General features: G+C 43.1%; 19 protein-coding genes. 5 read left to right on the top strand and 14 right to left on the bottom strand.

Translation table 11 applies throughout. The features are described from left to right. Positions 1-126 precede the first annotated feature (126 nt). The 7 genes from gatB to JOD45_RS15535 all read right to left on the bottom strand — a co-directional run bounded on the left by gatB (position 127) and on the right by JOD45_RS15535 (position 7,644). A complete protein-coding gene (gene gatB, locus JOD45_RS15565; protein ID WP_205004832.1) occupies positions 127-1,560 on the bottom strand; it encodes an Asp-tRNA(Asn)/Glu-tRNA(Gln) amidotransferase subunit GatB in 1,434 nt (477 codons plus the stop codon). Beyond that, entirely contained in the window at positions 1,560-3,020 is a 1,461-nt protein-coding gene (gene gatA, locus JOD45_RS15560; protein WP_205004831.1) for an Asp-tRNA(Asn)/Glu-tRNA(Gln) amidotransferase subunit GatA, read from the bottom strand. The genes gatB and gatA overlap by 1 nt, the downstream gene beginning before the upstream one ends. Positions 3,021-3,092: 72 nt before the next feature. Next, on the bottom strand, positions 3,093-3,392 hold the full coding sequence (gene gatC, locus JOD45_RS15555; protein ID WP_205004830.1) for an Asp-tRNA(Asn)/Glu-tRNA(Gln) amidotransferase subunit GatC: 300 nt from the start codon (positions 3,390-3,392) through the stop codon (positions 3,093-3,095). A gap of 205 nt (positions 3,393-3,597) precedes the next feature. Continuing rightward, entirely contained in the window at positions 3,598-4,338 is a 741-nt protein-coding gene (locus JOD45_RS15550) for an amino acid ABC transporter ATP-binding protein (protein WP_205004829.1), read from the bottom strand. 15 nt (positions 4,339-4,353) lie between these two features. Then, positions 4,354-5,031, bottom strand: coding sequence for an amino acid ABC transporter permease (locus tag JOD45_RS15545; RefSeq protein WP_205004828.1), 678 nt, complete (start codon positions 5,029-5,031; stop codon positions 4,354-4,356). 12 nt (positions 5,032-5,043) lie between these two features. Then, the gene (locus JOD45_RS15540) at positions 5,044-5,865 is read right to left on the bottom strand and encodes an amino acid ABC transporter substrate-binding protein (protein ID WP_380897687.1); all 822 of its coding nucleotides are present in this window, start codon (positions 5,863-5,865) and stop codon (positions 5,044-5,046) included. Positions 5,866-6,246: 381 nt separating this feature from the next. Next, complete coding sequence (locus JOD45_RS15535; RefSeq protein ID WP_239549319.1) at positions 6,247-7,644, bottom strand: sigma-54 interaction domain-containing protein; 1,398 nt, start codon at positions 7,642-7,644, stop codon at positions 6,247-6,249. Positions 7,645-8,010: 366 nt separating this feature from the next. Here JOD45_RS15535 and JOD45_RS15530 point away from each other — a divergent pair, with 366 nt between their 5' ends. Both JOD45_RS15530 and rocF read left to right on the top strand, forming a co-directional pair. Next, the gene (locus JOD45_RS15530; protein WP_205004827.1) at positions 8,011-9,213 is read left to right on the top strand and encodes an ornithine--oxo-acid transaminase; all 1,203 of its coding nucleotides are present in this window, start codon (positions 8,011-8,013) and stop codon (positions 9,211-9,213) included. Between the two features lie 40 nt (positions 9,214-9,253). Beyond that, positions 9,254-10,162, top strand: coding sequence for an arginase (gene rocF / locus JOD45_RS15525; protein WP_205004826.1), 909 nt, complete (start codon positions 9,254-9,256; stop codon positions 10,160-10,162). 37 nt (positions 10,163-10,199) lie between these two features. Here rocF and JOD45_RS15520 read toward each other — a convergent pair whose 3' ends face one another. The 3 genes from JOD45_RS15520 to JOD45_RS15510 are packed head-to-tail and all read right to left on the bottom strand — an operon-like array spanning position 10,200 to position 13,065. Next, positions 10,200-10,910: a LutC/YkgG family protein gene (locus JOD45_RS15520; protein ID WP_205004825.1), complete on the bottom strand. Its 711-nt coding sequence runs from the start codon at positions 10,908-10,910 to the stop codon at positions 10,200-10,202. After that, positions 10,910-12,325, bottom strand: coding sequence for a LutB/LldF family L-lactate oxidation iron-sulfur protein (locus JOD45_RS15515; protein ID WP_205004824.1), 1,416 nt, complete (start codon positions 12,323-12,325; stop codon positions 10,910-10,912). The genes JOD45_RS15520 and JOD45_RS15515 overlap by 1 nt, the downstream gene beginning before the upstream one ends. Positions 12,326-12,339: 14 nt before the next feature. After that, complete coding sequence (locus tag JOD45_RS15510) at positions 12,340-13,065, bottom strand: (Fe-S)-binding protein (RefSeq protein ID WP_205004823.1); 726 nt, start codon at positions 13,063-13,065, stop codon at positions 12,340-12,342. Positions 13,066-13,237: 172 nt separating this feature from the next. Here JOD45_RS15510 and JOD45_RS15505 point away from each other — a divergent pair, with 172 nt between their 5' ends. Beyond that, positions 13,238-13,927: a LysR family transcriptional regulator gene (locus JOD45_RS15505; RefSeq protein WP_205004822.1), complete on the top strand. Its 690-nt coding sequence runs from the start codon at positions 13,238-13,240 to the stop codon at positions 13,925-13,927. A 114-nt stretch (positions 13,928-14,041) separates the two neighbouring features. Here the strand turns inward: JOD45_RS15505 and JOD45_RS15500 are convergent, their stop codons facing one another. Both JOD45_RS15500 and cudC read right to left on the bottom strand, forming a co-directional pair. Further along, positions 14,042-15,685 (bottom strand): high affinity choline transporter 1, encoded by a 1,644-nt coding sequence (locus JOD45_RS15500; RefSeq protein ID WP_205004821.1) that lies wholly within the window; start codon positions 15,683-15,685, stop codon positions 14,042-14,044. A 117-nt stretch (positions 15,686-15,802) separates the two neighbouring features. Then, positions 15,803-16,363 (bottom strand): choline uptake/conversion transcriptional regulator CudC, encoded by a 561-nt coding sequence (cudC, locus tag JOD45_RS15495; protein WP_205004820.1) that lies wholly within the window; start codon positions 16,361-16,363, stop codon positions 15,803-15,805. A 242-nt stretch (positions 16,364-16,605) separates the two neighbouring features. Between cudC and betB the strand changes: the two genes are divergently transcribed. Together betB and JOD45_RS15485 are read left to right on the top strand one after the other, a co-directional pair. Beyond that, positions 16,606-18,072: a betaine-aldehyde dehydrogenase gene (gene betB, locus JOD45_RS15490; RefSeq protein ID WP_205004819.1), complete on the top strand. Its 1,467-nt coding sequence runs from the start codon at positions 16,606-16,608 to the stop codon at positions 18,070-18,072. A gap of 104 nt (positions 18,073-18,176) precedes the next feature. After that, positions 18,177-19,388 (top strand): iron-containing alcohol dehydrogenase, encoded by a 1,212-nt coding sequence (locus JOD45_RS15485; protein ID WP_205004818.1) that lies wholly within the window; start codon positions 18,177-18,179, stop codon positions 19,386-19,388. 94 nt (positions 19,389-19,482) lie between these two features. Here JOD45_RS15485 and pruA read toward each other — a convergent pair whose 3' ends face one another. Together pruA and JOD45_RS15475 are read right to left on the bottom strand one after the other, a co-directional pair. Next, complete coding sequence (pruA, locus tag JOD45_RS15480) at positions 19,483-21,024, bottom strand: L-glutamate gamma-semialdehyde dehydrogenase (protein WP_205004817.1); 1,542 nt, start codon at positions 21,022-21,024, stop codon at positions 19,483-19,485. Positions 21,025-21,202: 178 nt separating this feature from the next. Next, complete coding sequence (locus JOD45_RS15475; protein WP_205004816.1) at positions 21,203-21,340, bottom strand: YpzI family protein; 138 nt, start codon at positions 21,338-21,340, stop codon at positions 21,203-21,205. Positions 21,341-21,509: the final 169 nt, after the last annotated feature.

The raw sequence follows: 21,509 nt of genomic DNA, 5'->3' as shown, positions 1-21,509 counted from the left end.
TTAAAAAGGATGACCCCTGTTCAATACAGAGATCATCTTCTAAAAATAGCCTAGGCTTTTTTTAAAATGTCCTTTACAAAGGGTACACTTTAATAACAGTGCAGGGTTAAGTATATCTATTTGCCGTTACATTTTTTCAATTTCTTCAAGAATCAATTTGTTAACCATAGGCGGGTTAGCTTTGCCTTTAGTAGCTTTCATCACTTGACCGACAAGGAATCCAAGGGCACGGTCTTTGCCGTTTTTGTAGTCAATCATCGATTGTTTATTTTCTTCAAGGATCGGCAAGACAACTTTCTTTAGTTCACTTTCATCAGAGATTTGCACAAGACCTTTGGCTTTAACGATCTCTTCTGGGTCTCCGCCCTTTTCAATCAACTCTTTGAAGACTTTCTTAGCAATTTTTGATGAAATTGTGCCTTTTTCAATCAGCCCGACCATTTTGGCGAGAGCCTCCGGCGTTAAGGCCACATCTTCAATTTCCTTATTGTTAGCGTTCAAGTATGCGGATACTTCGCCCATCATCCAGTTGGCTGCGAGCTTGGCATCGGCACCTGCTTTAATCGCTGCCTCGAAAAAGTCTGACATAGACTTAGAAGCTGTTAAAACTTTTGCATCGTAAGCCGGCAAGTTCAATTCTTGAATGTAGCGTTCCCGGCGAGCGTCAGGAAGCTCAGGAATATCTTCTCTAACCTTGTCCATCCATGCTTGATCAATCGTTAATTTGACAAGGTCCGGTTCCGGGAAGTAACGGTAATCGTCTGAGCCTTCCTTCACGCGCATCAGAATCGTCTTCTTCTGGGCTTCGTCATAACGGCGGGTTTCCTGTTCAATGACGCCGCCTGACAAGAGGACTTGTTCTTGGCGTTTTTGCTCATATTCTAAGCCTTTTTGGACAAAGCTAAATGAGTTTAGGTTCTTAAGTTCTGTTTTCGTGCCAAACTTTTCTTGGCCATATGGACGTATTGACAAGTTCGCATCGCAGCGCAGCGAGCCTTCTTCCATTTTGCAGTCAGATACGCCGGTATATTGCATGATGGCTTTCAGCTTTTCGAGATAAGCGTACGCTTCTTCCGGCGTGCGAATGTCCGGCTCTGAAACTATTTCGATCAGCGGCGTGCCGACACGGTTAAAGTCAACGAGTGAATGCGCGCCGTCATCAGCGTGTGTGAGCTTGCCGGCGTCTTCTTCAAGGTGCAGGCGGGTAATACCGATGCGTTTTTTCTTGCCGTTCACTTCAATTTCAATATAGCCGTGCTCACCGATCGGCTTATCAAATTGGGAGATTTGATAAGCTTTCGGATTATCCGGATAGAAGTAGTTTTTCCGGTCAAATTTTGTTTCTGTCGCAACTTTACAGTTAAGGGCCATCGCCGCTCTCATGGCAAATTCAACGGCTTGCTTGTTCAGTACAGGCAGGACGCCGGGGTGGCCTAAGCAAATCGGGCATGTATGCGTGTTTGGCGGCGCGCCGAATTCTGTTGAACAGCCGCAGAAGATTTTTGAATTTGTTTTCAGTTCAACGTGAACCTCAAGGCCGATAATTGTTTCAAAGTTCATTAGTCCCTCACCCCTTTAAGCTCAGGCTTCAGCCCATGGTTGGCTGCTTGTTCATAGGCATGGGCAGCACGGTAGATCGTTCCTTCGTCAAATGGTTTGCCGATGATTTGCAGACCTGCAGGCAGTCCGTTTACGAGACCGCATGGCACACTGATAGCCGGTACGCCGGCAAGGTTAACAGGAATGGTTAAAATATCATTGGCATACATTGTTAATGGATCATCGATTTTTTCGCCGATTTTAAAAGCAGGTGTCGGCGTTGTCGGACCGACAATGATATCATATTTTTCAAAGACTTTTTCAAAGTCTTGCTTAATCAATGTCCGAACTTGCTGCGCTTTTTTATAATAAGCATCATAATAGCCGGAGCTTAACGCGAATGTTCCGAGCATAATTCGGCGCTTGACTTCGTCTCCAAAGCCTTCGCTCCTTGTTTTCTTATACATTTCTAAAAGACTGTCGGCTTCTGCGCGGACACCGTAGCGGACGCCGTCAAAACGCGCAAGGTTAGCCGATGCTTCAGATGAAGCAATAATATAGTAGGCAGCGACAGCGTATTTTGAATGAGGCAGAGACACTTCCTCCCAAGTTGCGCCAAGAGCTTCTAACTGTTTCAAAGCAGTGAGGACACTGTCTTTAATGGCAGGATCAACACCTTCGCCCAAATACTCCTTCGGCACCGCAATCTTCAGCCCTTTAATATCACCTGTCAAGAACGAAGAAAAGTCAGGCACATCCACATTGGCGGATGTTGAATCATATTTGTCATGGCCGGAAATAGCCTGCATCAAGTAAGCATTATCTTCAACTGTTCTTGTAATCGGGCCGATTTGATCAAGAGAAGATGCGAAAGCAACAAGACCGAAACGCGATACACGGCCGTAAGTTGGTTTCATCCCGACAACGCCGCAGAATGACGCCGGTTGGCGAATGGAGCCGCCGGTATCTGACCCAAGCGCAAACGGCACTTCGCCCGCCGCTACAGCTGCCGCAGAACCGCCGCTTGAGCCGCCGGGAACACGATCTAGATCCCAAGGATTTCTTGTCACTTGGAAGCCGGAGTTTTCGTTTGATGAACCCATCGCAAATTCATCCATATTTAATTTTCCGATAATAATCCCTTGCTGATCTTTGATTTTATGAATAACCGTTGCATCATGCAGCGGCTCGAAATTCGCCAATAATTGACTTGAACAAGTGGTTCTTAATCCTTTTGTCACGATGTTATCTTTAATACCGATAGGCATACCATATAAAGGCGCCTCTTCGCTTGCGCCTTTTTCGTCTAACGCTTTTGCTTCGCGAAGCGCTTCCTCCTGATTCAGTGTTAAAAAAGCTTTAATTTCTCCGTCAACTTCACTGATGCGGTTGTAAGATTCATTGACAAGATCAGTATACGAAATGTCTTTATTATGTATTTGATCTTTCAGTCGTACAAGTCCTTGATCAAATAATGACATGCCATTCCCTCCTTTGTTTCACGCCCAAAAAGTCGTCCGTATGTTCCCAGTCCGTGTGAACATCCTCTTATTTTACTCTTGCTCCAATACTGCCGGCACCTTCACTTGACCGCCTTGCTGTTCAGGTGCATTTTTCAGCGCCTCTTCGCGCGTCAGCCAATCCCGAGAGACATCTTCACGAAGCACATTAGATATATCTAAAACGTGAGTCGTCGGTTCGACGCTGCTCGTATCCAATTCGTTCAGCTGTTCGGCAAAATCTATAATATCGCCGAGTTGATTTGTAAATGTTTCTACTTCCTCTTCTGTAAATGAAAGTCTTGCCAGATTAGCCACATGCTTAACTTGTTCTTTTGTAATCTTCTGACCCATCTTGTCACCTCCAAAACGCTCATACAATAATTAGATGATACCAAAATCCTGCATATTAAAGCAATAGAGAGAAAAAGCAAGCCGCTTATTCATTCCTTTAAAGTTTCACCTTATAACATTCAACAGAACAGCACAGCGAAGAATACAAGAAAGTCCCGTCTATATTTATAGAAAAAAAGCAAATCAGGCTGCCAAGCAGCCTGATTTACTTCTCTAATCGATTCAAGAATTGTTTTGTCCGTTCATGCTTTGTATGCTCGAAAACTTCTTTCGGAGTGCCGTGTTCAATGATGCTGCCGTTATCGATAAAAATCACTTCGTCGGCTGCATCCCGGGCGAAGCTCATTTCATGGGTGACCACAACCATTGTCATTCCCTCTTCCGATAAATCCTTCATCACTTTTAACACATCGCCGACAAGTTCAGGGTCAAGGGCTGAAGTCGGTTCATCAAATAATAAGACTTCCGGCCCCATAGCCATCGCCCGGGCGATGCCGACCCGCTGCTGCTGTCCGCCCGAGAGCTGGTGCGGATATTTATGAGCATGGGCGCCAAGCCCGACTTTTCCCAGCAGTTTGATGCCTGTTTCGCGTGCTTCCTCTTTGGGCTTTCCTTGTACAATAACCGGCCCTTCCATCACATTTTCTAAAGCCGTCTTGTGAGGAAATAAATGATAAGATTGAAAGACCATGCCCGAATGCTTGCGAAACCGTGTTTTTATTTTTTCAGTTATTTTTTGATCTTCAAAAGTCAATTTATCCTCTCCGAGTTCAATCGTTCCGCTATCAGGGATCTCCAGTAAATTTAAGCACCTAAGAAACGTTGTTTTCCCTGAACCGGACGGCCCGATAATAACCGCTGTTGTTCCTTTATCAATATTTAGGCTGATGCCTTTCAGCACTTCATGTTCATCAAACCTTTTATATAGATGATCTATTCGAATCAAGATGATTCACTCCCGTTATTTAGCCACATGCTTTTCAAAGCGTTTTTCAACATAGCCTTGCAAATAAGTTAAGATGGTGCAAAAAATAAGGTAAATAAAGGCAACTTCAACATATATCCAAAACGGCTCATAATTAACCGAAGCGATTTGCTGTCCTTTCTGAAACAGTTCTGTCAAAGTGATTGTCGCAGCAAGCGACGTATCTTTAACTAAGCCGATAAATGAATTTCCTAAAGGCGGTATGGAAACCCGGGCAGCTTGCGGAATGATGATTCGCCTCATCGCTTGGCGCTTCGTCATGCCGATTGCATACGCAGCCTCCCACTGACCCTTGTCGATCGATAGAATGGCTGCTCGAATAATTTCCGAATTATAGGCTCCCATATTCAATGTAAAACCGATAACAGCTGCAGTAAATGGACTGATCGTAACCTTTATGCTCGGCAGACCATAGAAAAGGATAAATAACTGGACCAAAAGCGGCGTACCGCGAAAAATCCAAACATAAAATCTCGCAATAAAGTCAAGCACTTTCATGCGGGACAGCCTGGCCATTGCGGTTAATAACCCTAATATAAGTCCAAGTATAAAAGTAATTAATGTAAGCGGGATTGTAATCAGCAATCCCGCTTTAAGAATAGGCCAAAATGATGAAATTAATAGATGTGTAACTGTGCTTACGCGCTCAACCATTGGGCATCCACCTTATTTAGAAACGTCTGTGCCAAAATATTTTTTCGATATTTTTAGGTACGTGCCGTCTTTCTTCATATCGGCTAAAGCTTTATTAACTTTATTAATCAGTTCGCCGCTGTTTTTTCTGAACATAAACCCATTTTGCGTGGCATTGTTCATTTTATCGACAACCTTAATCGGTATATCCGGACGGCGCTTTTTCAAATCAAGATAAGACAAATTGTCATTGATTGTCCCGTCCACACGGTTCGATGTCAACAAGTCAATCGCAGTATTAAAGCCGTCAACAGATGTAATCTTTGCCCCATGCTGCTGAGCAATCTTATATAAGTTGCTAGTCAGTGATTGCGCAAATGTTTTTCCCTTTATATCATCAAAACTTTTGATCGAATGGTTATCTTTGCGAACGATCAGCACAGCGCGAGAAGCAATATACGGCGATGAAAAGTCATACTTTTGTTTCCTTTGGTCAGTGATAGCCACTTCATTGGCCGCCATATCAAATCGTTTGTCATCTAGTCCGGCAATCATGCCGTCCCATTTTGACTCAACAAACTTCGGCTTAACACCTAGACGCTTGGCAACTTCTGCAGCAATATCAACGTCAAAACCTGTCAGTTTGCCGTTCTTATCATGATAGGTGAACGGCGGATATGTACCTTCTGTCCCGACGGTCAATACGCCTTTGCTTTTGACTTGATCGTATAAAGAACCTGAGGGATTCGCGCCTTTCTTTGATTGATCGGATTGTTTATTTGCTGTCCCGCACGCTGCGAGCATAGAAATCAACAATATAGACACTATGGTCATCAATATTTTTCTCAATTGCATTCACTCCCCACCTCTAATTTGTATAATACCAATAGGATTACTATGAATTTCTTTTATTCTACTTATTCCCTGATATTTCGTCAATACAGAAACTCTTAATGATATCAATTCAAAAATTTCTTCTTTATTTATGTGTTCCCATTATCATTAAATACTATGTATTTTTTCAATCAGCAAAACAACCTACGTTATTGTAAAAATAAAAAAAGGCTGTCGAGATCTTCTCAACAGCCCAAGTCAATACAAATTTGGCCAAAAATCATTCTGTTTCTTCTTATTCAACGTTTTGAAAGTAATGGATGTAAAAGTTTTACCTTACTGAATATCATTTGATCACTTACCGCAAAAAGGGTTTAATGAAACGTTTGTTTAATAGATTATTCAGATGCCGAATTTTTTAAGGCGGTATTGGAGGCTTTGCCTGCTAATGCCGAGAACCTCTGCTGTTCGCGAAATATTTTGTCCGTTTTCTGACAGCACTTGTTGGATATAAAGCTTTTCAACTTCTTCAATCTTATCTTTTAGTGCTTTCGATTCATGCTTTTCCGATTCAGGATGATTTGAAGGCTGCGGCTCGCTCGATGTTTGCCTTTTTTTGCGGAGCCGCATGGGCAGATGTTTTTCTGTAATGATTTCCTCATCAACCATAAGATTCATTGTTCCTTCAATCACATGCTCTAACTCCCTTACGTTCCCCGGCCAATCATGCCCGTATAGAATATCTCTGACCCCACTGGCAATGCCTTTGACATTCATTTGAAACAGGGCGTTATACTTTTCAATGAAATGTTCAACAAGCCGTTCAATATCTTCCTTTCTTTCTTTTAACGGCGGGATGAACAGCGAAACCACACTGAGCCGGTAATATAAGTCTTTTCTGAGCCGTCCATTGGCAATCGCTTCAATCGGATCTTCGTTAATGGTTGCGATAATCCGAACGTCTACTTCTTTATCTTTTGTATCTCCCACCCGCCTGACAGTTTTGTCTTGGATAACTCGCAATAATTTAGCCTGCAGCCCCGGATTCAATGAGTTTATTTCATCTAATAATAGCGTGCCGCCGTTGGCTTGTTCAAAGAGACCCGGGCTGTCAACCGCGCCTGTAAAAGCCCCTTTTTTCGTGCCAAACAAAAGGCTTTCTATTAAACTATCAGGAATCGCAGCGCAATTTTGCGAGATAAATGGTGCCCCGGAGCGGTTGCTGCCGTTATGAATGCTTTGGGCAAACAACTCTTTTCCGGTGCCTGTCTCACCGACAAGCAGTACAGATGAAGATGTTCTTGTCGCCCTTTTGGCATCATCAATGACTTCCGTAATCGCTTCGCTTTCCCCAATGATTTGATCAAATGTAAATTTAGTATTTCGCTTCTTCAGAACATTTTCCTTAATCACACGTTCCAGCTTCGTGACATCGCTGGCAATTTCAACCGCCCATATCTTTCCGCTTTCAACTGTTATAGGAAATGTATTGTTAATCGTCGCAATTTCTTTCCCTTTGTTATTATAGTAGGTTTGTTTAACGTTTCTTGTTGCTTTTCCGTTCTTTAAAGCGTCTAAAAGTGTACTGTCTTCGTCATTTTCAAATTTGAATACATCTAATATATCTCTATCAAGGACATCGGCGCGGTCCATGGCTTCGATTTGCGACATTTTTTTGTTATAGACTATGGTCTTGCCTTCCTCATTGATGACGTGAATCCCAACATCAATTTCATCAAGCAATTGCTTATATAAACTGTTCATATCTTTTAAAATTTCAAACGCTTTATTGACAACCATAAGAAGCCCTCCCTCTTATAAGTCTAAATAAAGTTAAAACAAAACGCAAAAATAATTTGCATATTTTTATACTTAATCACATCGTCATGCAAAATAAATTGGCACTTCAACCGCCTCAAATACCGTTTTAAAGTTGGCATAAAAATTGCATATAGAAAGGTGTAAAAAGCTTAAAGTTTACTCAGTTGTGTCGGAAGCTGTTCAAAAAGCATATATAAAAAACATTTAGCCCCTTGATCCTGTTTTTTGAACAGCTGTTTTAATAAAAGTGTATAAGAAAACTTGTCTTAATCGGCAACATAGCTGTCCATTTATGCTTTGACGTAAAGCATACTGACAGCAAACACTTAATAGGGAGGAATTAACATGACAGCTTCAACAAAGACTTCAAAAGAAATTATTGACCAAACTTCCCGGTACGGTGCTAATAACTATCACCCGCTTCCAATTGTTGTTTCAGAAGCAGAAGGTGTTTGGGTTAAAGATCCTGAAGGCAATAAATACATGGATATGTTAAGTGCTTATTCAGCTGTTAACCAAGGGCACAGACATCCAAAAATTATTCAAGCGTTGAAAGAACAAGCGGACCGAGTAACATTAACATCAAGAGCCTTTCATAATGACCAGCTTGGCCCATGGTATGAAAAAGTATCTAAATTAACGAATAAAGACATGGTTCTGCCAATGAACACTGGTGCGGAAGCTGTTGAAACCGCTTTTAAAGCTGCGCGCCGATGGGGATATGATAAAAAAGGCATAGCCGCTGACCAGGCAGAAATCATTGCTTGTGAAGGCAACTTTCACGGCAGGACGATGACTGCTGTATCCCTTTCATCCGATCCTGAATATCAACGCGGATTTGGCCCGATGCTCCCAGGCATTAAGCTCATTCCTTATGGAGACATCGAAGCATTAAAGAAAGCGATTACACCAAATACAGCCGCATTTTTGGCCGAACCGATTCAAGGCGAAGCCGGCATCGTTATTCCGCCTGAAGGCTTTTTAAAGCAAGCTTCAGAGATTTGTAAAGAAAACAATGTTCTATTCATTGCTGACGAAATCCAAGCAGGCTTGGCACGCTCCGGCAAAATGTTTGCCTGTGACTGGGAAGATGTTGAACCGGATGTCTATATTCTGGGCAAAGCACTTGGAGGCGGCGTCATGCCAATTTCTTGCGTAGCTGCCAATAAAGACATTTTAGGTGTATTCGAACCTGGTTCCCACGGTTCCACATTCGGAGGCAATCCATTAGCTTGTGCCGTTTCAATCGCAGCGTTGGATATTCTGACTGAAGAAAAACTGGCAGAAAGATCATTAGAACTCGGAAATTACTTTAAAGAAAAATTAAAAGAAATCAAAAACCCTATCATTAAAGAAGTCCGCGGCAAGGGGCTGTTTATCGGGGTTGAATTAACAGAACCTGCGCGTTCTTATTGCGAAAAATTGAAAGAAAAAGGACTGCTTTGCAAAGAAACGCACGATATGGTTATTCGTTTCGCGCCGCCGCTCATCATTACTAAAGAAGAACTTGATTGGGCGCTTGAAAAAATCTATGAGGTATTATCATAACTTAAATCGTAATTTTTAGATAGAGACGGAGTTGACATGCATGCTTAAAGACATTTCAATTATCGGAGTTCCAATGGATTTAGGCCAAGAACGCAGAGGCGTAGATATGGGGCCAAGCGCGATTCGTTATGCCGGTGTGATAGAAAGGCTGGAAGCGCTCGGATATAACATTGAAGATCTGGGAGATATTCCTATTGCAGCCAAACGCATAGGCGCTGGCAAGAACAGCAGTCACGAGCATTTAAAAAACTTAGAAGAAGTCGCTGAAGTCAACAGCAAGCTGGCTGATGCCATTTCTCAGGTGGTTGAAAAGAAGCGCTTCCCGCTTATATTTGGCGGCGATCACAGCATTGCTATCGGTACATTAGCCGGTGCAGCTAAGCCCTATCAAAACCTTGGCGTTATTTGGTATGATGCGCACGGAGACTTAAACACAGCTGAAACATCTCCAAGCGGAAACATTCACGGAATGCCTCTTGCCGTCAGCCTAGGACTAGGACACCCTTCATTAACAAGCATCGGCGGCTATCAACCTAAAGTGAAGCCTGAAAATATTGTTATTATCGGCGCTCGTTCTCTGGACCAAGGCGAAAAAGAACTTATCAGGGAGAAAAATATTCGAGTCTATACCATGCATGAAATCGATCAATTCGGCATGACTAAGGTGATGAGCGATGCCATTAATTACCTCAAAGATAAAACTGACGGCGTCCATCTCAGCTTAGATTTGGATGGATTAGACCCAAGCGATGCGCCGGGCGTAGGAACGCCTGTATTAGGCGGCATTTCATACAGAGAAAGCCATTTAGCTATGGAAATGCTTTCTGAAGCGGATATTTTAACTTCAGCTGAATTTGTAGAAGTCAATCCAATCTTAGATGATAAAAACAAAACCGCTAACGCGGCAGTTGCATTAATGGGATCGCTGTTTGGAGAAAAATTGTGCTAAGTTAAAATGCTGAAGGCCTGCCTTCAGCATTTTTGATTTACAAGTTTTCTTTATCATCTACAATAATATAGCCTGCTCTAACCGGTCCATGCACCCCTACGACAAGATTCATTTCAATATCAGCACTGTTTGAAGGGCCGGAGATAAAGTTTACACAGGACGGAAGCTTTTCTCCCCGCATACTTTGCTGATGAATGGCCTCAGCTGCTTGGGTTAACCTTGGTACAATTGTACTTTTCGGGATGATTGCAATATATGATTCAGGAAGTAGGCTGACTGGCCGCCCCTTGATGCCGTCGTTAAATAAAACGGCCGTTCCCGATTCAGCTAGGGTGATATCACTGAATGTCATGCCAACATCAGCTTTTTTGGCAAATTCAATATTTTCTTCCTTGTTCTCAGACTCCCACATGCGGCAATCTAAAGTGCTTTCATTGATCAAAAACTCGCTAAGACCATAGTCATTGAACCGTTTGTCATTAGCATAAATCACCGTTTTGGCGCCCCACTCCTTGAGATATGAGTTTACAGCTTCAATAAGTTGTGCCCTTGTAGCCAGCTTCACTTCTGTATGGATCGCTTCACATTGTTCAATCAGCTTAGAAACAAGCTCATCTTGTGTTAAGCCTTCGAAAACGCTCCGCTGCGGTGATATCGTCCAGTCCGGTTTTTCAACTGTTTCAGGACGCTTTCTGCCAAGTCTTTCGGATAATTGAGATAAAACGGCTTCACGGTTTTCAATAGCCATTATTTTCCCTCCTTAGAGCGTTTATCAAACCAATCCCGAAACGGCTGTTTCTTCGGAGCCGGAAAATCCCTTGCTTGCGTCCAGGCTTTCAACGGCCCTGCGCCGCGCTCGATTTTATCGTCTTTTGTAAAAGGCTTTAAAACATAGGGCGCGGTTTTTGCGGCAAATGAAAACAGACCCGGGCTGTTCGCCGCTTTTTCAAAGCCTTTCATAGCAAAATCCCAAGACTTAGGAGACTTTTTCTCCTCTTCAACAATCCGGCGCCGATGTTTAATCAACAATTCGTGCAAAGGTATTTTAACCGGGCATGCTTCTGTACAAGCCCCGCAAAGGCTTGATGCATAAGGCAAATCTTTATAGTCGTCGTATCCGCCCAAAAGCGGCGTCAATACAGCTCCAATTGGACCTGAATAGATGGAGCCGTAGGCATGTCCGCCAATATGGCGATAGACCGGACAGACATTAATGCAAGCCGCACACCGGATACATTGCAAAGCACTTTGAAATTCTGTTCCTAATATATGAGAACGGCCATTATCAACAATGACTAAATGAAATTCCTCGGGGCCGTCCATTCCGCCGGGCTCTGTTAATCCGGTAATATAGCTTGTCAGCTTTTGGCCGACAGCGCTTCGGCATAAGAGTGTGACTAATACATCGAGTTCTTCCCATGAAGGGACAATCCGTTCCATTCCCATGACTGTAATAAGCGTTTTCGGAAGCGTTGTCGCCATTCTTGCGTTCCCTTCATTCGCGACAATGGAAACAGACCCGGACTCTGCCACAGCAAAATTACATCCAGTAATCCCCATATCCGCTTGAAAAAAATCCTCACGCAAATAGCGCCTTACAAACCTCGCTAATTCTTCGGGTTGTGAGGTACCGGTATAACCTAATTTTTCTTTAAATAATTCGCAAATCTTTTCTTTATCTTTATGGAGTGACGGTACAACGATATGCGACGGCCGATCGTGATCAGCAATTTGCAAAATAAATTCCGCCAAGTCGGTTTCAATGACTTCCCCGCCCGCTTCTTCAACAGCTTCATTTAAGCTGATTTCTTCAGTCACCATGGATTTTGATTTTATTATTTTTTTCGCGTTTTTCTTTCTGACAACGCGTTTGACGTAGTCTTGCGCGTCTTCGGCAGTTTCGGCAAAATATACAGAGCCGCCGTTTTTCTCCACATTTTCGCTTAACTGGTACAAATAATAATCAAGGTTTTCTAACGTGTGCTGACGAATCTGCTCGCCTAAAGCGCGCCAATCTTCCCAATTCCCGAGGCTCTCAGCAGCTTTTAGCTTTTTGCCTCTAAGGCCGTCTTGAGCCTTTGCAACAGCCTGTCTCATAAATTGATCGTTAATGGCCTTTTCAGCGCGTTCGTGAAAAGGAGCATCTCCTATTTTTATCCCCATATGCGATCCCCCTCTTATTTTCTGCCTTCATTCAGGACTTGAGCGATATGCTTGACTTCAATAGAACAGCCTTTTCGCGTTAACCTGCCTTTGATATTCATTAAACAGCTGCAATCCATGCCGATTAACAGATCCGCATCCGATTCCATCATGTGTTTTGTTTTTTCTTCGACCATTTCTTCTGAGATTTCCGGCATCTTTACTGAGAAAGTACCGCCAAATCCGCAGCAATCGTAACTGTGGGATAATGGCACGACTTCCAGCCCTTTGACGTGCTTTAACAGCCGCTGCGGCGGCTCCTTAATCCCCATTAACCGATTCATATGACAAGAGGTGTGAACCGCTGCCTTTCTATGAAGTTCCGCACCTAAATCTTCTTTGCCCAATACTTCTACAACAAATTGGGTAAATTCATATGTTTTATTGGCAAGCGCTGCCGCTTTTTCCTGCCATTCTTTTTCACTTTCTGAGAACAGGGCCGGAAATTCATGGACCATCATCACGCAAGATCCTGATGGCGCGACAGCATATTCTGCCCCTTCAAAGGCTTCAATCATATGCTTTGCCGCTGTTTTCGTTTCTTTATGATAGCCGCTGTTATAAGCCGGTTGGCCGCAGCATGTTTGATTTTTTGGAAAATCGACTTCACAGCCTAAATCTTCAAGGATTTCTACAACATCTTTTCCTACTTCAGGATAAAAAATATCCGCAAGACATGTGATAAATAAAGAAACCTTCATATAGACACCCCCTGGGTAAAAAATGAACAATTAACCGAACGAAGGCCGGGCATAATAGCCCAAGGCTGAAACAGCGCTTATATACATAATGTAATTCTGCAACTCATTTGTGTCCAATATATTTATGTCATACTATTAATATATAAAAAATATTAATCAGGAGTTCAATGATATGGAATTGCGTCAGCTGCATGACTTCTTAACAGTTGCTGAAGAATTGCATTTTGGGAAAGCAGCAAAGCGGCTAAGCATGACACAGCCGCCATTAAGTCAGCAAATCCAGCGATTAGAGGATGAGTTGGGCGTTTTATTATTCAAACGGACGAAACGGCATGTTGAATTAACGAAAGCCGGAAGAACGTTTTTAGAAGGTGTTACCCGTTCTTTGGATCAATTAAACAAAGCCATTGAAGCTGCCGAAAGGGCCCAAAGGGGCGAAATCAGAAAATTAACGATTGGGTTTGTCGGTTCGGCAACATACGATATTCTTCCTCCGGTCATTCGCGAATATCGCAATCAATTCCCTCTTGTAGAAGTAACGCTGCAGGAGCTGTCAACGCCTGATCAGATCGAAGAACTTTATCAGGGCAAGTTAGATATTGGGTTTGTCCGTCCCCCAATCAGAAGTGATGCGATAATATCAGAAATGATTCACGAAACCGAGTGCATACTGGCCATACCAAGGCAGCATCCATTATCTCAAGAAAAAAGCATTCCAGTCTCAATGCTGCAAAATCAGCCTTTCGTTTTGGTTTCACGCAACATTTGGCCGAATATATATGATGATGTCGTTTCCTTATGCAGAAATGGCCGTCGCCTTTCAAAAGGGCCGTTTATCGCCGGAGACCATCAACTTTATTAACATTATCCGTGCGATGAAGGAGGAAAAACGCCTCCCCGCCTTTGATGTGCAAAAATAAACCGTAAGTGATGCCGGCAAAGGCACCATCTTACGGTTTTTTTTAGATTTCTATATTCACTTATTCAGATTGCGCAGCGGCAGCGGCGGTGATATTCGCCGTGTAAAATATGAAACAACCAAAATGGTGACGAATCCCATAATCATGGAAAAGGTGTGGAAAGGGAAAAGGACCGTACCATGTTCAACCATTGGGTAAGGAAGAAAAGGCGGTATATGAAATGCAGGCTCTCCTCCGCCGAGTCTTAGAAATAAGGCAACGATAAAGCCGGCTAAAGATCCGTACCAGTTAGCCCATTTGACATAGAGCGCGCAAGTCAACTGCGGAAATAAAATGCAGTATACTAAATCACTTGATAAATTCCAAAGTGTGTATACGCTCTCAACATTTAAAGCAATTAATGTTGCTGCCACGCCAATAATCATAATGGAGCGTCTAATCACTTTCTGAAGCTGTGTCGGACTTGCTTTAGGTTTTACAAGCGGACGGTACACGTTCCACGATGTCATACCTGATGCCGATAATAGAGATGCAGCGACAGCCGCCATAACAGCAGCCGCTAATCCGCCAAGCGCAATTGCTCCGACAAAATCAGTGGTCATGTATTTAAAAACATAAGGAAGAATCATCGATGCATTTTCCGGCGCATGCGTGCCTAAAGCTCCCCAATCTGCATGAGAACCGGCAATTGCCGCCAATGCAGGAGGGACCGCTGCGATAAGACAGATAAAACCGGCCAGTATGGATAACCACATGGCTACTTTGGGGCTTCGAGCAGACAGTACGCGCTGGAAATAAATTTGCCAAGTGATACCGCCAAAAATAAGCAGAAAAGCGTTATCCCACCAATGCCAATACATATTGCCCCATTCGGGATCCTTCCAGCCCATCAAAGGCGGAAAGAGATTCATAGATTTATGCATGCTGGAAGTGTAGTGGCTGAAAGATTCCCCAAAACCGCCGGCATGATAAAAGGCAAACGGCAGAACGATAAGCAAGCCGATAAACATAATGACAATCTGCAAGACATCGGTCTGGGCAACAGCCCAAAGACCGCCGACAACCGTATAACCAACGGCCACTGCAGCAGAAATAATAATAGACATTGTAAAGTTAAAACCGAGAATAACCCCAAAGGTAGTTCCAAGAGATGTTAAAATAGCCGCGCTCCAAAAAAGCTCGCTGAATAGAGCGGGAAGATAGAGAAGACCTGTCATCTTCTTTCCGAACCGTGCTTCCAATGGATCCAACATTGTTGTAAATTCCATTTTGCGCATTTTTCTGGCAAAGAAAACTCCGCCAATCATTAGACTTAATGCATAACACCAAGGCGCTTGGGTCCATATTAACCCTTGACTATAAACAGTTTCAGCTGTACCAACAATATAGCCGCCTCCAAGCCATGTTGCAGCCATTGTAAACACGGAGATCCATAGCGGCATTGATCTGCCTGCAACAAGCATATCATCTGCCTGCCCTTTTCTTTTGGTCACTGATTTGGCGCCAATATAGTAAAAAAGACAATACAAAAGGAGCATTAAGATCAGACCCGGCCAGTAAATATCGCCTTCTGTAAATAATGAATAAATAAGAGTGGCAGCCATAAAAACAACAAAACCAACAATTGAAGTTTTTAATGGCGTCCAAAAAGTGGTCTGATTATTTTCTTCAACAACCGGTTTCGGATTCAATTGACTCATGTTTAAGCCTCATCCCCTTAATATATTTTTTGAAATTGGCCTAATGTTCCAAACAGGTAAACTATAGAAACATACGAAGCAAATCATCTCCGTATGTCTTCTTTTTTAACAAATAACCTAGGGCTCAATTTCTTCTTGATTCACGGGGAGAAACTCGAAAATTTCCTCAGTCTCAATGGATCGGACAAGTTGTTTAAGCCAGCGATAGTAAACTTTCGATTCTTCTAGCTGCTGAAAATCTATCTCTGCCTCTTTCTTGACATCTTCATCTACATCCTGGGCTTCTATTACTTTTTTCAATTTGCTTTCCGCCATCGCAATGGCTTCAAGATTCAAATTGACCTCGCGCATCCATTTTTTGCAGAAAAACTTAATAAAAGAACGGAAAAAGTTTTTTTCTGCCATATACTTGTCTTTTCTTGAGCCTTTCTGCCATACTTTTTGCACCATATGGATGTCCTGCAATTTCCTTACAGATGTACTCATACTCGGTTTGCTCATTCCGAGATCATCCTTCATTTCATCCAGCGTCATCGGATGGTGCTTGAAATACATCGTACCGTACAACCTGCCTATTGAAGGCGTAACGCCATATAAATCCATCGTTTCAGCTATCGCATTGATGACAATGTCTCGTGCTTGTTCAATCAATGCTTCCGGCTGTATATCCTCTGGCATACAATAACCCTCCTTTTCTGTAAAATTTATTTTATTAATTCATTTTGTTAAATATAAATTTAACGGATATAAGACACTATACCGTAATAGGATAGAATGTCAAATCCAAGATTAAATCAATTTTCATGTCTACAGGGTTTACAATAGCAAATGTCTGTGTTAAATTCAAATTGTTCAATACGTTAAAAAAAAATTTAACAAACTTAACGTAATAAACGAAATAAGGAGGGCGAGAAACCAATATGAAGAAAATGTTTATTAATGGTGAATGGGTTGAGTCCCGCTCAGGACAAACGAGAGAGATCATTAACCCGTATAACCAAGAAGTGATTGCGATTGCTGCAGAAGGCAATGAAGAGGACGCAAAACTTGCTGTATCCGCGGCACGCAAAGCTTTCGATCAAGGCGATTGGCGGAAAACCCCCGCGCATGAACGCGGTCAATATGTGTATAAAATCGCTGAACTTATCGAACGCGATAAAGAAGAACTCGCTGAATTGGAAACGCTTGACACTGGAAAAACACTCGTGGAAAGCCGAGCCGATATGGATGATATCGCTAACGTATTCCGATATTTTGCGGGTCTTGCCGATAAAGACGGCGGAGAAATCATCGCTTCGCCAATTCCTGACAGCGAAAGCAAAGTTGTTCGCGAGCCGATCGGTGTCTGCGGTCAAATCACCCCTTGGAATTATCCATTATTGCAAGCATCATGGAAAATCGCCCCTGCCCTTGCTGCAGGCAACACGATTGTAATCAAACCAAGTGAAATAACACCGCTTACAACAGTTAAGGTGACCGAATTAATGGAAGAAGCCGGTTTGCCAAAAGGCGTTGTTAATTTGGTTCTCGGCGACGGGGCATCTGTTGGCCAAGAACTGGCTGAAAATAAAGACGTTGACTTTATATCATTTACAGGCGGCATCGAAACCGGCAAGAAAATTATGCGCGCTGCCTCAGGAAATGTTAAAAAAATCGCCCTCGAGCTAGGCGGTAAAAATCCAAATATCGTCTTTGCCGATGCAGACTTTGAAACAGCCGTTGACCAAGCATTGAACGCCGTTTATTTTCATGCCGGGCAAGTTTGTTCCGCCGGTGCGCGATTACTCTTAGAAGATGACATCCATGATCGATTTGTTGACGCACTGATTGAGCGTGTTAAACGAATCAAGCTTGGCAGTGGTTTTGATGAAGAAACGCAATCCGGTCCGCTTATTTCCGCTGAACACCGTGCCAAAGTCGAAAAATATGTTGAAATCGGCATCAAAGAAGGCGCGAATCTGGCCATTGGCGGCAAACGTCCGGAAGACCCAGCACTTGAAAAAGGCTTCTTCTATTTGCCAACAATCTTTACTAACTGTTCATCAAATATGCGGATTGTTCAAGAAGAAGTGTTCGGCCCTGTCCTGACGATTGAACGCTTTAAAGATGAACAAGAAGCTGTTCAATTGGCCAATGATTCAATTTACGGACTAGCAGGCGCCGTATGGACAAATGACGCGGCCAAGGCTGAAAGAGTCGCGGCAGAATTAAGAATGGGAACGGTCTGGATTAATGATTTCCATCCATATTTTGCTCAAGCGCCTTGGGGCGGCTATAAACAATCCGGCATCGGCCGGGAACTTGGCAAAATGGGCTTGGAAGAATATACCGAAATTAAGCATGTCTATCGCAACCTTAAGCCTGAACCTGTCAATTGGTTTAAATAACGGAGCGTTGACGGCCGGCAGACTTTCTAAAGGTACGGATACCAACAAAGAAGCTTCTCTTAAGCTTTACTTATTCATTAAAAATTTTTGGGGAGGAAAAAAAGATGAGTTTAAACATGCGTATTGAAAATATGACTAAATTACATACTTTTGAAATTCCAACTGTCATTAAACATGGCATCGGAGCCGTTAAGCACCTTGGCGACGAAGTAAGGAAACTTGGCGTAAGCAAAGTGATGCTTGTGACAGACCCTGGCATTTATCATGCGGGTGTGACAAAGCCAGTTGAAGAATCTCTGAAAAATGCAGGGATCGAGATCGTGTTATTTAATAAAGTAGAAGCTAACCCGCCTGTTCGCATTGTCAATGAAGGCACGAATCTTTATAAAGAAAACAACTGCGACGGTCTCGTTGCTGTCGGCGGCGGCAGCTCAATGGATACAGCCAAAGCTGTCGGCGTAGAAGTGGCTCATGGTGAATGTGTCCTTGAATATGAAGCGGCAGAAGGGAAAAAACCGCTTTCCAAACGCATTCCTCCGCTGACAACTGTACCGACTACAGCCGGAACAGGGTCCGAAGTGACACAATGGGCAGTTATTACTGACGAAGAGCGTGAATTTAAATTTAATACAGGCGGCCCATTAATTGCAGCGCACTTAACCATTATTGACCCTGAATTACATACATCAATGCCGCCGCATGTTACTGCAATGACAGGCATCGACGCTCTATCACATGCTATTGAGTGTTATACTATGCACTACGCTCAACCGATTACCGATGCTGTGGCACTGCTTGCCATTGAATATGTTGCCAAATACTTGCGCCGCGCTTACGCTAATGGCCAAGACATTGAAGCGCGCTACGGTATGGCTCAGGCTGCCATGTTAGCAGGCCTTTCATATGGCAGTGAATCTGCAGGAGCTGCCCACGCGATGGCGCAAACACTTGGCGGTATTATTCCAGTTGCCCACGGACAATGCGTAGCCGCAATGCTTGGTCCGGTTATGGAATATAACTGGAAAGGCCATCCTGAAAAATTTGCTAGAATCGCTAAAGCGCTTGGCGTAAAAACTGACAATATGTCAACTGAAGAAGCTGCAAAAGCTGCCGTTCTTGAAGTTTACAACCTGGTAGAGGAAATGGATATTCCTTCATTAGAAGAACAAGGGGTTCCAAAAGATATGATTCCTCGCCTTGCTAAAGAAGCGATGAAAGATCCGCAAACAGTCGGAAACCCGCGCGACTTGAATGAAGAAGCCTATAAATGGATCTATGAACGCTGCTTTAACCTAACGCCTTTAACTATAAAATAAATCTATAAACCTCTCAATAAAAAGCCTCGCAATAGCTGCGAGGCTTTTCTTCATGATTTGCATTTTATAAAACTATTAAAGGATAGAACCCATATTATAATCTTTCAGTGTAAGTTTTTGCTTCAAGGAAGTTTTGCAGATAGGCTGGACCGCCTGCTTTAGCATCTGTACCGGACATTTTAAATCCGCCGAATGGCTGGTATCCAACAACAGAACCTGTGCATCCGCGGTTAATGTAGAGGTTGCCCACATGGAAGTCGCGGTGAGCTCTGGCAATGTGTTCACGGTTTTTCGTGATAACTGAACCAGTAAGAGCATAATCTGTGTTGTTAGCAACTTCTAAAGCTTCATCAAAATCTTTTACTTTGCAGAAGGCAACGACTGGTCCAAAGATTTCTTCTTTCATAAGACGAGCTTCCGGGCTAAGGTCAGCGACAATTGTTGGTTGAATATAGAAACCTTTTGATTCATCAACTTCGCCGCCAAAAACAATTTTGCCTTCTTGCTTGGCGATGTCAATGTAGCTGGAAATTTTATCAAAGGCTGCTTTATCAATAACCGGTCCCATATAGTTTCCGTCCTTTGGATCACCGACAGTTAATCCTTCTGCAATTTCTGCGGAACGCTTAAGCACTTCATCATAAACATCTTCATGAATAACCGCACGGGAACATGCAGAGCATTTTTGTCCAGCATAACCGAAAGCCGCATAGACAATGGATTCAGCAGCTAATTCAAGATCGGCGTCTTTATCAACGACGATAGTATCTTTTCCGCCCATCTCTGCAACAACACGCTTCAGCCAAACTTGTCCGTCTTGTACTTTTGCCGCGCGCTCATAGATGCGAGTACCGACGTCGCGTGAACCAGTGAAGCTGACAAAACGGGTTTTCGGATGGTCAACAAGATAATCGCCCACTTCGCTGCCGCTGCCAGGAATGAAGTTAACAACACCTGCTGGAAGACCTGCTTCTTCAAGAACTTCCATAAATTTAGCAGCAATAACAGGCGTGTTGCTGGCTGGTTTGAGAAGAACAGTGTTGCCGGTTACAACCGCAGACACAGTCATGCCGCACATGATCGCAAGGGGGAAGTTCCAAGGCGGAATAACAACGCCTACGCCCATTGGCTTATAGTACATTTCATTATGTTCGCCTTCTTCGGCCAAACATTCAACGCCTTTATCGATTCTTAACATTTGGCGGCCGTAGTATTCCATAAAATCTATCGCTTCTGCAACATCGCCGTCTGCTTCAGCCCATGGCTTGCCGGCTTCATAAACCAACCAAGCGGAAAATTCATGCTTGCGGCGGCGGACGATTGCGGCTGCTCTAAAGAGAATGTCAGCGCGTAATCTTGCCGGCCATTTCCTCCATGATTCAAAAGTTTCAAGTGCCGTTTGCATGGCTTTTTCTGCAAGTTCTTTATTAGCTTTAGAAACAACACCAATCACTTGGTCTTTTTTCCCAGGATTGATGGAAGTTATTTTTTCATTTGTTGAAATATGTTCTCCGCCAATAATGAGATCATATTTTTTTCCTAATTCGGCTTCTACCTTCTTAAGCGCTTCCTGAAATGCTTTTTTGTTCTCTTCTTTTGAGAAGTCGGTTAATGCTTCGTGTTTATAAGGTACCATGTTGTAAAGCCTCCCTGATTAAGCGTTTTCATTTAGCCCCTTGTCTATTGTAACTGAAAAATATTTCGAGTTCAATTGCAATTAATCCAAAAGTTTAGTAAATCTCTTCTTTTGCAAAAACATAAAAGGGCGTGAAAACAGCGAAAAAAGGGGCGCTTGTCCCCTTTGTTCAATAACCCTATGATGGTTGGTTTCTTTTTCTTGCTTCTTCGGGCCCTTCTAATGCTGCCGATCCCGGATAATGAAGCGCCTGGTCACGATCGGATTCAACTTTCCTTGACTGCTTAAGCTTTTTTTCTTGGCGGTCTCTTCCCATAATAAAACCTCCTTTCCATTTTATTATGAGAATGTCCTGACCTCTTCATCCTTTTAAATAAGAAAAACCAGGCCGGTGGTGACCCCCAAAAGTTAGAGTTTTAATTATGTAGCTGTTTGGCTGGTTTGAGTTCGGTATTGTACTGGGCTTAAACCAGCCAATTTTACTT

This window comes from Scopulibacillus daqui (genome assembly GCF_016908855.1).
Taxonomy (GTDB): Bacteria; Bacillota; Bacilli; order Bacillales; family Sporolactobacillaceae; genus Scopulibacillus_A; species Scopulibacillus_A daqui.
Note: the sequence above shows the minus strand (reverse complement) of the source record. Positions and strands in the feature narration are given on the sequence as shown.

Bases quoted from the DNA above. Each gene is read 5' to 3' on its own strand.
- gatB (WP_205004832.1), bottom strand. From the start codon at position 1,560: ATGAACTTTGAAACAATTATCGGCCTTGAGGTTCACGTTGAACTGAAA.
- gatA (WP_205004831.1), bottom strand. From the start codon at position 3,020: ATGTCATTATTTGATCAAGGACTTGTACGACTGAAAGATCAAATACAT.
- gatC (WP_205004830.1), bottom strand. From the start codon at position 3,392: ATGGGTCAGAAGATTACAAAAGAACAAGTTAAGCATGTGGCTAATCTG.
- JOD45_RS15545 (WP_205004828.1), bottom strand. From the start codon at position 5,031: ATGGTTGAGCGCGTAAGCACAGTTACACATCTATTAATTTCATCATTT.
- JOD45_RS15540 (WP_380897687.1), bottom strand. From the start codon at position 5,865: ATGCAATTGAGAAAAATATTGATGACCATAGTGTCTATATTGTTGATT.
- JOD45_RS15535 (WP_239549319.1), bottom strand. From the start codon at position 7,644: ATGGTTGTCAATAAAGCGTTTGAAATTTTAAAAGATATGAACAGTTTA.
- JOD45_RS15530 (WP_205004827.1), top strand. From the start codon at position 8,011: ATGACAGCTTCAACAAAGACTTCAAAAGAAATTATTGACCAAACTTCC.
- rocF (WP_205004826.1), top strand. From the start codon at position 9,254: ATGCTTAAAGACATTTCAATTATCGGAGTTCCAATGGATTTAGGCCAA.
- JOD45_RS15520 (WP_205004825.1), bottom strand. From the start codon at position 10,910: ATGGCTATTGAAAACCGTGAAGCCGTTTTATCTCAATTATCCGAAAGA.
- JOD45_RS15515 (WP_205004824.1), bottom strand. From the start codon at position 12,325: ATGGGGATAAAAATAGGAGATGCTCCTTTTCACGAACGCGCTGAAAAG.
- JOD45_RS15510 (WP_205004823.1), bottom strand. From the start codon at position 13,065: ATGAAGGTTTCTTTATTTATCACATGTCTTGCGGATATTTTTTATCCT.
- JOD45_RS15505 (WP_205004822.1), top strand. From the start codon at position 13,238: ATGGAATTGCGTCAGCTGCATGACTTCTTAACAGTTGCTGAAGAATTG.
- JOD45_RS15500 (WP_205004821.1), bottom strand. From the start codon at position 15,685: ATGAGTCAATTGAATCCGAAACCGGTTGTTGAAGAAAATAATCAGACC.
- cudC (WP_205004820.1), bottom strand. From the start codon at position 16,363: ATGCCAGAGGATATACAGCCGGAAGCATTGATTGAACAAGCACGAGAC.
- betB (WP_205004819.1), top strand. From the start codon at position 16,606: ATGAAGAAAATGTTTATTAATGGTGAATGGGTTGAGTCCCGCTCAGGA.
- JOD45_RS15485 (WP_205004818.1), top strand. From the start codon at position 18,177: ATGAGTTTAAACATGCGTATTGAAAATATGACTAAATTACATACTTTT.
- pruA (WP_205004817.1), bottom strand. From the start codon at position 21,024: ATGGTACCTTATAAACACGAAGCATTAACCGACTTCTCAAAAGAAGAG.
- JOD45_RS15475 (WP_205004816.1), bottom strand. From the start codon at position 21,340: ATGGGAAGAGACCGCCAAGAAAAAAAGCTTAAGCAGTCAAGGAAAGTT.